Here is a 14,457-nt window from a genome sequence, read left to right on the forward strand (position 1 = left end):
CTCATAAAATCCACGCGGTTGCGTGGATTTTTCTTTTCATAACGTCTCAGCTCATCTCATAATAGCGCAGCCAAAAATGAGTATAGGAATGAGTACAATCAGTTTCCATCTTCATTTTAGGTGAGTACAATAGCAGTATAAGAAATAAACAAGGACTCGCTATGCTCACTGATACGCAATGCCGCACTGCTAAGCCGAAAGAAAAACTCTATCGACTCAATGACTTCAATGGTCTCTACCTCGAAGTGAAACCCAACGGCAAAAAGGCATGGCGCTATCGGTTTAAACTCAACGGCAAATCCAGCATGTTCGCGCTGGGTGAGTACCCGACGGTCAAACTTGCCGAAGCTCGCGAGAAATGCGAGCAAGCGCGTAAGCAAGTCGCAGATGGAGTTAGCCCGACACAGGCTCGTCAATTAGATAAGATCCGCAAGGTCAATGACGCATCCAACACCTTTGAGCTGATCGCCAAAGAGTGGTTGCAGATGAAAGACTGGGCCGAGATCACCAAAACGCGGCGACTGGATATGCTTGAACGTGTGGTTTTTCCCGCAATCGGTAAGCTCCCAGTCAGAGAGATCACTCCACACCATATACTTAAAATTCTTCAGGAAACGGCTAAGCGCGGCGCTCCGACTGTTGCCGCTGAAGCCCGTCGCACCATTTCATCAGTTTTTGAGTTGGCAGTCGCGACGCTTAGAGCTGATAGCGATCCCGTATGGCCTGTGCGCAAGGCCCTTCCGGCTAATAAGACACAGCACAAACAGGCACTAAATCCTCAGCAAATCGGAAAGTTACTAAGCTGTTTTGATAATAGTCGTGGCTCTTATCAGGTTAACTATTGCATGTGGCTTATGTGGTGGACATTGGCGCGTCCTGCAGAAGCCACCGAAGCAGAATGGAGAGAATTCGATCTTGATAACGCCCTATGGACCATTCCGGCAGAGCGAATGAAAGCCCGCAGAGAACACGTTATTCCCCTACCCTTCCAAGCTGTCAAAATGCTCAGAACACTAAAGGGATTAACCGGGCATCGGCAGCACCTTTTCCCGGGCAGAGATAATCCGCTAGGTCCAATGACATCGCACTCCCTGCGCCAGCTACTTAAAAGCCTCGGATGGAGTGGCATTTATAGTCCCCATGCTACCCGAACTACAGGAAGTACGCGTTTAAACGAAATGGGCTATCGACCTGATGCTATTGAGGCCCAACTTGCGCACGCTGATACCAACAATGTTCGTCGCACATACAACCATGCAACTTATCTTGATGAGCGTAAAGTGATGATGCAGGAATGGGCTGATATGTTGGACAAATGGGTAGCAGGATCCGAGTAGAACTTACTGCACTTAGTGAACCACGAGATAAAACTCATTCCTCAGGGTCCACTTTGTGCCAAAAGCAGACTTTAATGATCTCCTTCTGGCAGCAGAAGACGGCCTATTACGATGCGGAATACGGTCAGGGCAACTGGTGGTACTGGAACGCTACGGAGCATTCTGAACTGAACGCCCTGCTTCAATAAAAGCGTATTACGGATATGTATATCAGATCAGACAGAGAGCGACTGTACAGAACGGTCGCATCGTTGTCTGGCCTGTATCGCAGTTACAATATGCCGGCATTACCTGGGCAATTCTCAATCACTGAGAATATACCGCAACCTGTACTTCCAGCAGCGAACAGGCCAGAGAGGAATATCAGGAATCGTATCTCATTAGATTTTCCCGACTCCTGTTCCATAAATTCATTAACTGACCAGAGTTTTGCTTAACCCAGTCTGATATTATTTTCAGGGACTCCAGAATGAATGTTGTACCCTGGCTCCCCATGAGTCTGCCATCACTAATAGCAAAAACATGCGCACTGTTCCGTTTTCTGAAAACAATGGTCGGTTCAGCGTCAGGTTTAGGGCATATAACCAGAACTTCTCCGCCGGTAAAATCATCTTCCTGTGAAATTTCGTTCAGCTCTTTAAACTGCTCGGCAGTAATGGAGTACAGACCTGATTTTTCAAGCTCTAAACGTCCGTGCAACTCGAAGTCGTAGGGTACGTATACATCAGGTTTTTCCATGAATTCAACGGAAAGGATACGCTCGATAGGCAGTGTTTCTGTATGAACATACCATGTGTCATGCTTGAGCTTGGGGCTTTTTGTCCATCGCTTCAGTTCACTGTCAGAGAGGTTCTCGGTTTTAACCCAACCCTGAATGCCCAGTATCGTGGCCCACACTGACGGCTGCTCATATTTGCGCAAAAGTTTTTTAAAAGAGTAAAACGTGTCTTGCTGCTTGAGCCAGGCTGAGTCTACTGTGAGCCGGATGAGTCGTTTGTTATGAGTGCCTCTGACCGGGCCATGAGCATCCTGACCGCCTGCTTTTCTCAAAAAGTCTTTATCACTTTCGGTGAGTGCTTCTGTGCCGTCTACTAAGCCATGACCATAGGGCAATGGGTAGGAAGTGTACCAGCTATGGCCGTAAAGCATTTTTCCATCACTCAGATGGAAATAGCCTTTGTTTATTCCTTCCGACGTCAATATGCTGTGCAGCATTGCCACACCTGTAAAATGATACAGTTTCATTTTTATATCCTCTCAGCCATACAACCAAATTTAAGCGAGCCCAATCGTGAGCCATAGTATTAAGATGGGTCAAAACACCTTGTCGTGGCCGCCTCCTCACTTCTCTGCATGATGTGTTTTCTGCTTCCATATCCTTCAGCAGTTTATTCGCAGTGGAGCATAACCAGGCGTAAAGTTTTTGTCCGTTTTCCATTCTGGTGTTCAGTTGGAGCGAATTGCCACTGATCTAATAGGTATGTCAGAGTGACGTCATGCTTTTTACAAGAATGGCTGCTCCTCGCTCTCAGCGGACCTTTAGATCAGGTAACTCGTCCGTTGTGTGCCATGAGCGGACATTATCACCGCCACCATATGTAAACATGTCATTCGAAATAGGAGTGATACTCAGGCACTCTGATGTCAGAGATGTACATGAAAAATTCCGAAAAAAAACCTAATTCACGACCTCAATCGTGTTCCAGGACGCCCGGATACGGAACCTGATATATACAAGTTGCACAATTCATCTCTACAGGGTTATTTATGATGTGCATACGAGCTTTTTGTTTATTGTCTGTGTTCCTTTACTGCATACAAGTGCAGGCATCTCCAGGCTTTCGTCAGATAACGCTATCAGACCCAAATTCCGAAACTCTAAATTTGACTGTGTGGTATCCAGTTTCTTCTGAGGGAAGAACAGTTAATATAGGAAGTAATCCCGCTTTCGTTGGCGTTACGGTGAACCCCGATGCACCCCCATTACCTGGAGTACATCCTCTCCTGGTTATTTCACACGGATATAACGGAAACTGGCGGAATTTGTCCTGGATTGCTGCGGCGATGGCTGCAGAGGGATATATTGTTGCCGCCCCGGATCATCCAGGCACTACCACTTTTGATCAGAATCCGATAGATGCTAAAAAGTTGTGGCGACGTCCGCACGATATTTCTCGGGTTATTGATTTCGTCATAGATTCTCCCGCACTTTTCGGGGCAACGGACAAGGGACGTATTGCTGCTTTAGGGCATTCTCTTGGGGGATGGACGGTAATGTCGCTAGCGGGTGCGCGATTTAAACCCTCCCTGTTTATCCACGATTGTCAAAACCATCCCAAACGGGGCGACTGCCGGTTAACAGAAAAACTTGGCATAAATGAAACGCTTTCTCTGGAAAAAATATCCGCAAATAACAGGGATGCAAGGATCCGGGCTGTCGTCTCTCTTGATCTAGGATTAGCACCTGGTTTTACCCCTAAAAGTCTGAATGCTATTAATATTCCCGTCCTGATTTTAGCTGCACAGGCGGACAGATTGGCAGAATTACCCGCAGAGCAGGAGTCCGGATACCTTGCTGCCGAAATGGATCCAAACAGGAGGCAATATGAGATCGTTGAAGGCGCGACACATTTCAGTTTCATGCAGCTTTGTAAACCCGGCGCTGAAAATATCCTAAACGAAGAATCACCCGGTGACGATGTTGTTTGCCAAGATGGCCTCCATGCAAAGAGATCGAATATTCATCAAAATCTGGTTCGTAAGATCAGTGCATTCCTGAATTCTACGCTTGATTACGCTGCATCTTCTGTCGGAACAAGGTAGGTGATACGCCAGAAACTCGCAGAAATTCACGATTAAAATTTGATTTAGTAGTGAATCCAGACTCCAACATTATATCCGTCACAGGCAATGGGGTGTTTAACAGCCGTTCCTTTGCCCATTCAATCCTGAAGCCATTGATCCACTGTGATACATTGCATTGACTTACCGAATTGACTGCACTTGAAAGTTGTCGTGCTGGTATACCTGCTTTTCTGGCCAGAATACTCAGTGTCAGGTCGGGATTAAGATAGATTTTTGTTTCACGAACGTGTTTCTCGAGTCTACTATAAATCACCTCAAACTCTCCCGCGGGTACCACAATACTCTCGGGGGACGTTTCTTCCCGCTTATCATTTCCTGATACAGCTGTCCTTCCCGCACTGACAACAGCCGCGGCGATGAGAGGAAGCAGTGTCATTTGGAAAATGACAATCATACCCGGAGCCTGTTTTCCACCGGCGATGCTGAAGTCAAATGTAACCGCAAGATCTGTCATTGCAGATATACACAGAAAGCAGCCTGCGAAAAAAGCCATCTTTATCGTATGTGTTGACTCCGCCAGCCGATTCAGTGTGAAGTTACGCTCCCCCTGCCATGCAATACGAAAGAGGCCACATCCGTATCCTGTAAAAATGATAAATAGAATGAAATCAGTCGCCGCCGGCCAAACCATCCTGAGCAATAAGGCAATGGTTGGGGGTAATAGCAGCAATATCCAGCGACGCTGCTTACTGATTTCAGTCATTGAGATGAAACTGTGCCATGCGAGAGGGGGCAGAAGTATTGCCAAGACGGATTGAATGTTCCTAAGCATGGCGGACTCGTATTCCCAGCGCAGAGTGCTTACAGAAAGAAGGACTGTGCAGGCAATAAGAAAACGCAGTGTACCGCTGTGGCGATTTTTTTCAGGGAATAGCACCATTACTATTAAAACTAATAGCGCAAGCAAAGTAATAACAGGAAAGGGGACAGAAAACATAACCACAGTACCATCATAAAAATTTACAAGGAATATTTACACACATGAAGGTAATCTGTCTCCTTCAACGTAGTAAAAACAGTACAATAATCCATTAAGACGCGATTTGTCTCTGGAAGATTTATCTCATCTCTAACCCCTTCTCATTCTTTGATGATCCGTCTGCCCCTCACTCATGAGGTATGAATGACCTTAAACCCGTTAATTAATACATCGTGATGTTAGTAATGCCTTAATCAGTTGTGAGAACAATTGCTAACTTCCGCTGTTCGCTCATAAGGGACAACCATACTCAAATCTCCCACATTGCAGGAGATTTGGGTATGAACATGTCACCGTGGAACAAAGACCGTATCATAGGCCAAAAAAGACCACTTCAGATATCTCATATCTGGGGGATCCGAATCCGGCTTGAAATGGAAGGTAAAACGCGCGATTTAGCTCTGTTCAATATGGCCTTGGACAGTAAGCTACGAGGCTGTGATCTGGTCAAACTCAAAGTATCTGATGTTGCATATGGTAGCTCTGTTTCAAGCAGAGCTACGGTGTTGCAGCAGAAAACCGGTAGCCCTGTGCAGTTTGAGATAACCAAAGGGACAAGAGAAGCTGTTGCTGCATTGATAAAGCTTGGCAATTTGCATAGTAAAGACTTCTTGTTTCGGTCTAGGGTCGGAACTAACCAGCACATTTCAACCCGCCAATACAATCGAATCTTTCATGGGTGGATAGAAAAGCTTGGTCTCGAAGATTCACTTTACAGCACACATTCCATGAGAAGAACAAAACCTTACCTGATCTACAAGAAAACCAAGAATCTTCGGGTGATCCAACTTCTGTTGGGTCATAAGAAACTGGAAAGCACAGTCCGTTATCTGGGCATTGAAGTCGATGATGCGTTAGAGATCTCTGAATCGATTGAAGTCTAAGGTTGTCAGGGCTGCAACAGCAGCCCTGTGCCAGGAGCGGACGTTATGCTAATCATTAATGAGATGATTCGGTTGGAGCGTACGCTTAGCCAGTTTCTTTTGCAGAATGATAACGATAATGGGGAATCCTGAGGCGGATATTGCACATACCACCAGCAACGTGTTCATATTTTGTGGTGCTATGGCGTGCCCAGGTAATAGAAAAGCAGACAGAAAAAATGCGACCGTTGTGATCAGGTACATTATTGATGACTGCAATGAAGAGAATCCCGCTCGTTGCCTGTCATCAGGAAACTGAATGCTCACCGCCGAGGAGGAAACCAGACGACTGTAAGATGCACCGAGAAATAAAATAATAAATAGCGCCGGATACGAATAGCCCATAACAGGTATTAGCAAAGCGAGTAAAAAAATGAAAGTTGACCCTGTAGCCAGGCTCACAGCAGAAAAATGCGGAGTTAACGCGCCTGTCATTTTTGTTGACAGGTATCCTGCAACGCCCCCGGCGAAAAACAGCCATGGCAGCAGGTATTGAGAGGCCCCCAGTTGCTGGGTCATTAATGGTACCAGAACAGGAATGACCAGCATCGGGCTAAACTGTACCAGCGCATTACTGGAAGCGAACAGTAAAGTATTAACGTCGAGAGGCAGTGCGTGGGGTGTGTCGAAAGAGACTGGATCCTGAGGGATGATGGAAACAATCAGTGGCAATGCCAACAAACACAGCGTACTGATTAACCACAATGCGACATGCCAGCCGTAATGAGCACACAAAAATAGTATCGTGGGCATTCCGACAATACTTACCATCGAAAATGATGCAATGACCGTCGCCAACATTTTTCCTCGCAAGTTAGCCGGGGCGAGATTTATCAATATACTAATGCCCACCCCCATTGTTGTGCCTCCTACCAGTCCTGCGCAGAATCGTAATGCAAGCAGAAGGCTAAAGCTGGAGGTAAATGTCGTCAAAAGTGTCAGTAGGCCGAGTAGTGCCATATTGGCGATTAAAAAACGTTTCTTATTAAAACGACCAATCCAGTAAAAGGCGATAATTCCCGACAGGACCGCCCCGAAGGTATACATGCCGGATACGTAGCCTGAGAATGATACGGGAACGGCGAAGTCTGCTGCCATAAAAGCAAAAACAGGGTTGAACATCATATATTCCAGTGCATTTGTGAACTGGATAAACGCCATCACAACCGCTATCCGGATGAGGGCTTTATAATTAAACGTTGGTGTGACCAGTGACATAGCAAGCGACCTGAGGATGAAAGATATCTGAGTTTAACTGCTATCAATGTTGTTCAGTAGATGGTAAAACAGGCACTTATTATTATCATTTATGGGATAGCTGATGCGGCCAGCTCTTGATTTTAATACCCTGAAAGTTTTCATTGCGGTGGTTGAAAGAGACAGTTTTGTTGGGGCATCTAAAGTCCTTGAGATGCCGACATCGAACGTGAGTCGTTGTATTTCTCAGTTAGAAGACAGACTGAATCTTCAGCTCATTGAGCGCAGCACCCGACATATGAAGCTCACCCAGGCGGGTCACCTGCTCTATACCCGGGCGAAGCCATTACTGGAAGCGCTTGAACAAACTGAAACAGAATTAACGTTGCGGCAGATGCAGCTCAAGGGGCCACTACGTATCTGTATTCCCAATGAAATAGGTCCTGCACTGCTAGGTTCTGTGATTGCCGATTTCGCCTGCCAGCACCCGGATCTAGAAATTAGCTGTGTCACAAATTTGTCTGGTCTTGAATCCCTGCGAGACGATCTGGATTTAGCCATTATTGTGAGCCGCGGCCAACTGGATGACAGTGATTACATAGCCCGTCATCTGGTAACTATTCCTTGCACCATCGTTGCAGCCCCCTCCGTGATTCAGCGTTATGGCATCCCTTCTCGTATACAGCAATTTGAAACATTACCCTGTATTACCACGGTAAACGCACTTAAAGGTGCTCCCTGGCAGTTTGTGAATAAAAAGGGGGGATTCGAGACGATTAAGGTTAAAGGTCATTACCGGGTAAACAGCGGAGAGATGGCAGGACGCGCGGCGGTAGCGGGTGTCGGTTTCGCTATTCTTTCAAAACAGGCCTGCCAACCCTATATCGACGATGGACGGCTGATCGAGATTAAGTTTGAACAACCGCCAGCCCCACTTCAATTGTTCGCACTTTATTCAGACAGGCGTTATTTGCCTGCTAAAACACGAGCGCTTATTGAATACATACAGCAGAATTTGAGCAATATATCCTTAGCAACCTAAGGATGTATTAAACAGCCACAGAGAGTCCCAGTGTTACAATAATCTCTAAATGCAGAACTTCCGCTGCTCACTCACAGCGGACCTTCAGCTTAGTTAGCTGGTCCGCTCCGTGCCAGAAGCGGAAGTAGCGCATGAACTGTTATGGTAAATTTGAACGTCCGGCTTAATCACTTGAGGATAAGCAGAATGCTTCTGGAGAAGCTCAGATTGCTTGAGTGCAGACTTCACGGCGACAGGCGCAATGATCCGGAGTGGCTGGAACTGATTCTTCATCCTGAATTCCGTGAAATCACCCGGTCAGGTGTGACGGTCGACCGGTCAGAGACCATTGCGTCGCTGCTAAGTGAAAAGGCTGCACCGTATATTCTCAGCAGCGATTTCCGTCTTACGGAGATGGGCTGCGGTTACGCTCTGCTTCACTATCGGACGTTTTACGCTGATGGCAGCCATCATGCATTACGTTCCTCTTGCTGGATTTGTTCGGATGAGGGCCAGTGGACTCTGTTTTTTCACCAGGGAACGCCGGCCTTAGGCAATGCCGGGGTTCAGGGTTGAGTTGCACACTTAGGACAGAGAGAATGTGTTTATGCGGAAGATTATTGTTGTGCCATACGATGATAGATGGCCGGAGATGTTTGAAGCTGAAAGTTTACTGATAAAAACATTGCTCGGTGGAATGGCTAAGGATGTCCATCATATTGGAAGCACGTCAGTTCCTGGTCTCTCAGCAAAGCCCGTAATTGATATGCTACTTGAAGTTTCCGACATCTATGAACTGGATAAGTACCATTCAGCAATGGCCCACGCCGGGTATGTTGCTCGCGGTGAGAACGGGATTGCGGGGCGCAGATATTTCATTAAAGGTGGTGATCAGCGTAGTCATCAAGTCCATGCGTTTGCAGTCGGAGATATGCAGGTATTGAGACATCTTGCTTTCCGTGATTATCTTCGAAGAAACAAAGACATTGCAGAAGAGTATACTGAGATAAAACACGCAGCTGTATTACTCAGCAGTAATGATGCTCATCGCTATAGCGCCCTCAAAGCGAAATTTATAGAGCGTCATCAACAACTAGCGCTAGCTGTCTGAGAACGATTGAGATTGAGTTCGTTGCCGGGAGGGTATGTTCAATAATAATGAATTCACTGAGTAGTCATCAGTCAACGTCTGCTGTTCGCTCAGAGCAGACCTTCAACTAACTGGTTTGCCCGCTCCGTGCCAAAAGCAGACGTCTCATATATCTATTCAGGTGGCCAAATTTAATAAATAACTACACTTTTGCTTCTCGCCGTCTATAGCGTGGATTAAGCGTTACACTAAAAGCGATTAAATCAAAGTCAATACAGTCAGGCATCTTCCCACTGAGGCATCAATTCTCTAGGTAATTGTTCCTTATCAAACCCTTCAAACCAATAAACTAAGCCTCTTGGCCCAACAATCGGCACTTCTCCCCAACCCTGATGAAACAATGCGCGATTCCAGTCCGGCTTGAGACGACCACGCCGCTTAAGACGCTCACCATTACACGCAGATGCGCGTATTGAGGGAAGGTTAATAAAAAAACTTAACGGCATTCCCTCGTTTTGTGCACGTTGCAATTGCCTTGATATCCAGGCTTGGTTACGTTTGCGAAGTTTTTGTTTCATTGGCTACTTTTCTGATTCGACTCACTTATCAATCAATGATCTCACTGTAATCTGAGACCACGCTTTGTAAAAGAACTTCCGCTCTTCGCTCACAGCGGACCTTCAGCTCAGTTAGTTCGTCCGCTTCGTGCCAGGAGCGGACAGGAAGCATTTTATCCTCTGGAGGGGCATTCCATTCAAGAAATGCATCCGTTGTGGATTTATGCAACGCCTGAAGCTACTAACAAAGAACAATTTGTCTGACCAAAAGCATTTTTTAGCAACGGGAAAAGAGGGGGAAGTTCCGTTAGCGATTTTAGAGGCTTGAGGCTCTTAAGTGATTTTAGTGATGGCAAATTAGGTGTGGTAACCATGTCTTTTACTGCACAGGCCACATAGCCATCGTGATCAATCAACATACCTTTAGTAAACCAGCCTAAATGATTCCCATTGAAGCCATAAACATCAAACTCATTGTTCTGGTTACGTTTTAGGTAGGCGTTTGGCTCTCCCTCCCAACTATATAAAGTCAACTCGTCATCAAGTGAAATATAAACGACGGCGTTGCCTTGATTATCATAAAGATCTAGGTCATTACTCGCAGTAACATAAGCAGAGAAAAGAAACATAACTAGCAGGAGTGATTTTTTCATAACTTCTCAAGTTTCTTAAAAAGAAAAAGTTTGAATATTCTACCAAAATTATGAGGACACTTACTTCCGATTTTCGCTCGCAGAGGACCTTCAGCTCAGGTAACTTTTCCGCTTCGTGCCAGGAGCGGAGTTGCTTGCATCATGGTACGTTAGTTTACGGGAGCAGGTTAGCAATGTAAGTACGAATAATACTTATTCCTCTTTATGGCTTCTTTTCATGTAATCACCACCGTGGAAGAATATGCCTGCCAAATCGTGCATTAGGAAAAGAGTAATGAGGTGCAAAAGCACTATACCAAATAATCTGCTTCCTGCACTCTTCAATAAACTTAGAATCATTCCACAGTAATTTCATCTCTCTTTTGGTGAGCCTGGAAGAAACATCTTCAGCATTCATGCTGCTATATACCACTCCGGTATAGGGATTTAACTTTGGCCACGGGGTGGTTTTTCGTTGGTAATGGGCGTGAGGAACTGAAGGGAAACAGTCTTTGTCACCAACTGTAAAGAGCCATTTGTTAAAGGCTAGGAAATGCATCGAATCATCTTCATCTTCGATTTTTTGACCTCCTCTTGTACCAGTATGACTTAACTGTGGACCTTCCATTCTGTTACTTCCATCCCAGTCATCCCCATGATCCATTCTCTCTTTTTCAGAAGATGCATAATCTTCCCCGGGAGCGTGACGTGGGTCAGCAACACTGTTGCTGTTGTCTTTAAGCCATCTGTATATTTCAAGACGTTCCTGATATTCGATCAATCCGATAATGCCTAATTGATAACTCAGATCTGAAAGGGTCATGACTGCTGGGGACATTTTAAATCCTTTTTAAGAAAAATTAACTGGAATGTTCTTCTGTGAATTTATGTTACGAGGAAGGCTACGGCAACACAAACTTGATGGCGGAATTGAAGTGAAATGTACTTGCCCCCGTTGGTTAACTCACGCGATTTAAGTAATTCTGCAATAGTGGTGAGAACAACTGCTGACGTCTGCTCTTCGCTCACAGCGGACCTTCAGCTTAGTTAGCTGGTCCGCTCCGTGCCAGGAGCGGACGTTGCTAACTGCTTAATGCGTTAGGAAACTGTGAGCCGGTCCATCATTTGCCCTATCTTAAAAGCAAAATAAGCGACCTCACAAAATTCATATATAAGCTATTGACATTAAGTCTGCTTTTGAGAGAAACTTAGAAAGTCCTATAGCTTAATATGGTTAGAGCGCATTTGCTTTAATTAGCAAATGAGGTGCCGGTTCGATTCCGGTCTAGGAAAAAAACATTTTGATAGTGTTTTTTTCCTAGACCACAAGGTATTTCAATGACAGATCTCGAAGTTGCATCTATTTTTTCAGCACAAACGGCAAATGTCCGCGAGTTAGAAAAATCTTGGAAGCAAGTGAATCTTGCTATCAATCATGCTTTAGTTACGAATGATTCTGAAGCACTTAAACTGAACACTCGCTTTCTCGGCCTTCTTTTTTGCGCTTATTGTGAAGCGCAGTTTTCTAAATTGATTCATACCCCCTGTCAATTCAAATCAATTGAAATCCAGCAAATAAAATCACAACGATCGGTTGTGGATTCCTGGAAAAAGTGCATTTTACTTGCTGTGAAAAGAATTGATGCTTCACATTCAAATTACAAACCTAATTTAATCAAAAAAATAAATAGACTGATAGATAGTTATATAGCAGAGCCAAGTTTAATAAGAAATAAAATTGCGCATGGTCAATGGGTCAGGACTCTTAATGCGGCCAACACAAAAGAAACTCCAGATTTTAGCATTAAGATAACGAACCTTAATGCTCTAGATTATATTCGATACAAAGCTGCTGTTAATCATGTTTACAGAATTGTAGAAGATATCGTTAAGTCTCCTAATAAAACACACCATCGAGATTTCTGGACTCATATTTCTGAGTTCAAGAAACAACAGGATGTCATGATGAGTTGGACAATCGAAGATAAAAGGGAAATGCTGAAGCTAAAAAAATCATTCAGTAAACAAGGCAGTAACTAAAATAACAATGAGGCATCATGCAAATAATTTAATTTTTAAAGGCAGTACTATCTTTAACGTTTATGGTAAAGTCTGATTTTAGTGCTGAAATTTTCAAAAATTTATCTTTACTGTAAAAACATTAATAGGGTTCTCTATGTTCAATACATCAAGTATAATATTTTTGATGTTTCTGTCTTCGTTGAGTTAAATATGCATCTTTCATCCTAGACTCGCTTCAAAATCCTCCCACACTCCTAAGATTTCCACTAATATCACAGTTGTTTTATGTTGGCTAGTAATTTCGCTCAGCATACGTAATTATTTTATCGTTATCCCATAACTCCACATCAGTGGGGATGCTGTGTTTAAATTTATTAACATAATTGTAATCCAATACCTCATCTGAATTCTGCCTTTTACCTTTGAGTACAGACATTGTTTTTCGATATTCAGCAGATGGCAAGCACTTGATATATTATTGCCTATTGCCTATTGCCTAGGGATTAGGTTTACACTCAATAAATTTTTGGTCAGCACAACTTTAAATAAATATAAGATATCATTTGATACTATCGCCTTTCACCATAGCTTCATGATTCTGTATCAAAAAATACAGTGTTTTCCAAAAAATAATTGGGTTTTAAGTTCAAAATCAAAACCTATGTGTGCATTAGACATTGAACCTATGCGTTGAAATTATTATCTGTCACTTCATGTTTCTCAGCTTCGCCATCATGTCGAAGTAATAGCCTGTTAAGGTTTTGGTTATTATATTCCTGACAGGTGTTTCCGACGACGGTGACATCAGTTTTTTAATGGTTTCGTGATCACAGAATCTAGCAGAAATTAATTGTTTAGATAATGGCCTAAGACTGTTTTCATTTATTAATAACACTCCCTTATTTTCAGTGTCGTTATAGATAACTCGACTTATACCATAATCTTCGCGGAGAGTTAAAATAAACACCCCAGTCAGGTCCTTATAGTGATCATTGAGGAAATAATTTGTGGATATTGGTGCGTTATTATGATTTAAAATTGTATTCCTCTCTGATCTGACAATTTGATAATTACCCTTTTCATCCGGCCCCATCCACAAACTATTGCCAACCCCCAAGAGTGCTTCAACAACCAATGGTAATCCGCTATTTCCCTTAACAATTTCATAGTTAACCCCAACCATATACACATCCAGCGGAGATAGTAGTGAATCGTTCACGACGATGATCACTCTGTCATTATGGTTTATGATCCCGTCACGTATATAACCTTCTATCTTTTCATATTTCTCTTTGACAGCGCCAGTCATCTTCAACAATAACTGGGAATTTATACTTGCACTATTTTCAGGTGTTGGATGTAACCTTGTATTTATATCTGCTAATCTAGTTGATAGGTCTGTGTCAGGTGTTGGTGTTATAACCTCAAACCAAATGGTATTATCATCTTTTACGGCTTTAAAATCGGGGCCTTTTTCTGCGCTTGATAATTCAAAACCATCTCGTAACAATCGATCTGATACCAAGATTTCTGACATTCGATGGTGGTATTTCGCTTCATCACCAGACAGTATCTCTGAATCAAAATGGTCATCGTTAAGTCCAAGGCTATAGAAGTTATAGGTAATTTCCTCAAGAGCCATGATTGCAACGTCTATTACTGGCATAAATGAAGTTCCATAACGAGAAACCAGTACCTTCTCCCACTTCGCTTTTAACTCATTCATGATGGGGCATATTGTCGTTACTGAATCCATGACTCGCTCTCCTTGACAAGGTTTTGGTAAAGATTCTCTATTCTTTAGTTATATCTAGCTTCTTACTATGTTTACCGC

General features: G+C 43.8%; 14 protein-coding genes. 7 read left to right on the forward strand and 7 right to left on the reverse strand.

Annotated elements, in window-relative coordinates; genetic code table 11:
* The first annotated feature begins 161 nt into the window (after positions 1-161).
* Positions 162-1,337, forward strand: a complete 1,176-nt coding sequence (locus AC07RN_RS16015; protein WP_478336806.1) for a tyrosine-type recombinase/integrase — start codon at positions 162-164, stop codon at positions 1,335-1,337.
* A 363-nt stretch (positions 1,338-1,700) separates the two neighbouring features.
* Here the strand turns inward: AC07RN_RS16015 and AC07RN_RS16020 are convergent, their stop codons facing one another.
* A complete protein-coding gene (locus AC07RN_RS16020) occupies positions 1,701-2,582 on the reverse strand; it encodes a hypothetical protein (protein WP_478336807.1) in 882 nt (293 codons plus the stop codon).
* Between the two features lie 525 nt (positions 2,583-3,107).
* Here AC07RN_RS16020 and AC07RN_RS16025 point away from each other — a divergent pair.
* Positions 3,108-4,160 (forward strand): alpha/beta hydrolase family protein, encoded by a 1,053-nt coding sequence (locus AC07RN_RS16025; RefSeq protein WP_310503050.1) that lies wholly within the window; start codon positions 3,108-3,110, stop codon positions 4,158-4,160.
* Here the strand turns inward: AC07RN_RS16025 and AC07RN_RS16030 are convergent.
* Positions 4,120-5,139 carry a helix-turn-helix domain-containing protein gene (locus tag AC07RN_RS16030; protein WP_159281640.1) on the reverse strand — a complete coding sequence of 340 codons (1,020 nt, stop codon included), beginning with the start codon at positions 5,137-5,139 and terminating at the stop codon, positions 4,120-4,122. The genes AC07RN_RS16025 and AC07RN_RS16030 overlap by 41 nt on opposite strands.
* A gap of 323 nt (positions 5,140-5,462) precedes the next feature.
* On the opposite strand from AC07RN_RS16030, the gene AC07RN_RS16035 reads away from it, so the two are divergent.
* A complete protein-coding gene (locus AC07RN_RS16035) occupies positions 5,463-6,065 on the forward strand; it encodes a site-specific integrase (RefSeq protein WP_235135821.1) in 603 nt (200 codons plus the stop codon).
* Between the two features lie 48 nt (positions 6,066-6,113).
* Here the strand turns inward: AC07RN_RS16035 and AC07RN_RS16040 are convergent, their stop codons facing one another.
* Complete coding sequence (locus AC07RN_RS16040; RefSeq protein ID WP_235135820.1) at positions 6,114-7,322, reverse strand: MFS transporter; 1,209 nt, start codon at positions 7,320-7,322, stop codon at positions 6,114-6,116.
* A gap of 103 nt (positions 7,323-7,425) precedes the next feature.
* On the opposite strand from AC07RN_RS16040, the gene AC07RN_RS16045 reads away from it, so the two are divergent.
* From AC07RN_RS16045 to AC07RN_RS16055, 3 genes are all read left to right on the forward strand, one after another.
* Positions 7,426-8,343 (forward strand): LysR family transcriptional regulator, encoded by a 918-nt coding sequence (locus AC07RN_RS16045; RefSeq protein ID WP_174343215.1) that lies wholly within the window; start codon positions 7,426-7,428, stop codon positions 8,341-8,343.
* A gap of 186 nt (positions 8,344-8,529) precedes the next feature.
* The gene (locus AC07RN_RS16050) at positions 8,530-8,898 is read left to right on the forward strand and encodes a nuclear transport factor 2 family protein (protein ID WP_279063557.1); all 369 of its coding nucleotides are present in this window, start codon (positions 8,530-8,532) and stop codon (positions 8,896-8,898) included.
* A gap of 31 nt (positions 8,899-8,929) precedes the next feature.
* Positions 8,930-9,433, forward strand: coding sequence for a GrpB family protein (locus AC07RN_RS16055; protein WP_279063554.1), 504 nt, complete (start codon positions 8,930-8,932; stop codon positions 9,431-9,433).
* A 257-nt stretch (positions 9,434-9,690) separates the two neighbouring features.
* Here AC07RN_RS16055 and AC07RN_RS16060 read toward each other — a convergent pair whose 3' ends face one another.
* The 3 genes from AC07RN_RS16060 to AC07RN_RS16070 form a co-directional block, all read right to left on the reverse strand.
* Positions 9,691-9,990 (reverse strand): hypothetical protein, encoded by a 300-nt coding sequence (locus AC07RN_RS16060; protein ID WP_478336808.1) that lies wholly within the window; start codon positions 9,988-9,990, stop codon positions 9,691-9,693.
* Positions 9,991-10,190: 200 nt separating this feature from the next.
* Entirely contained in the window at positions 10,191-10,622 is a 432-nt protein-coding gene (locus tag AC07RN_RS16065; RefSeq protein WP_478336809.1) for a 4-fold beta flower protein, read from the reverse strand.
* Between the two features lie 223 nt (positions 10,623-10,845).
* Entirely contained in the window at positions 10,846-11,439 is a 594-nt protein-coding gene (locus AC07RN_RS16070) for a hypothetical protein (protein WP_478336810.1), read from the reverse strand.
* A gap of 500 nt (positions 11,440-11,939) precedes the next feature.
* On the opposite strand from AC07RN_RS16070, the gene AC07RN_RS16075 reads away from it, so the two are divergent.
* Complete coding sequence (locus tag AC07RN_RS16075) at positions 11,940-12,641, forward strand: hypothetical protein (RefSeq protein WP_478336811.1); 702 nt, start codon at positions 11,940-11,942, stop codon at positions 12,639-12,641.
* 688 nt (positions 12,642-13,329) lie between these two features.
* On the opposite strand, the gene AC07RN_RS16080 is transcribed toward AC07RN_RS16075, so the two are convergent.
* A complete protein-coding gene (locus AC07RN_RS16080) occupies positions 13,330-14,379 on the reverse strand; it encodes a hypothetical protein (RefSeq protein WP_478336812.1) in 1,050 nt (349 codons plus the stop codon).
* Positions 14,380-14,457: the final 78 nt, after the last annotated feature.

It is taken from the genome of Lelliottia sp. GFLA7, assembly GCF_056490165.1.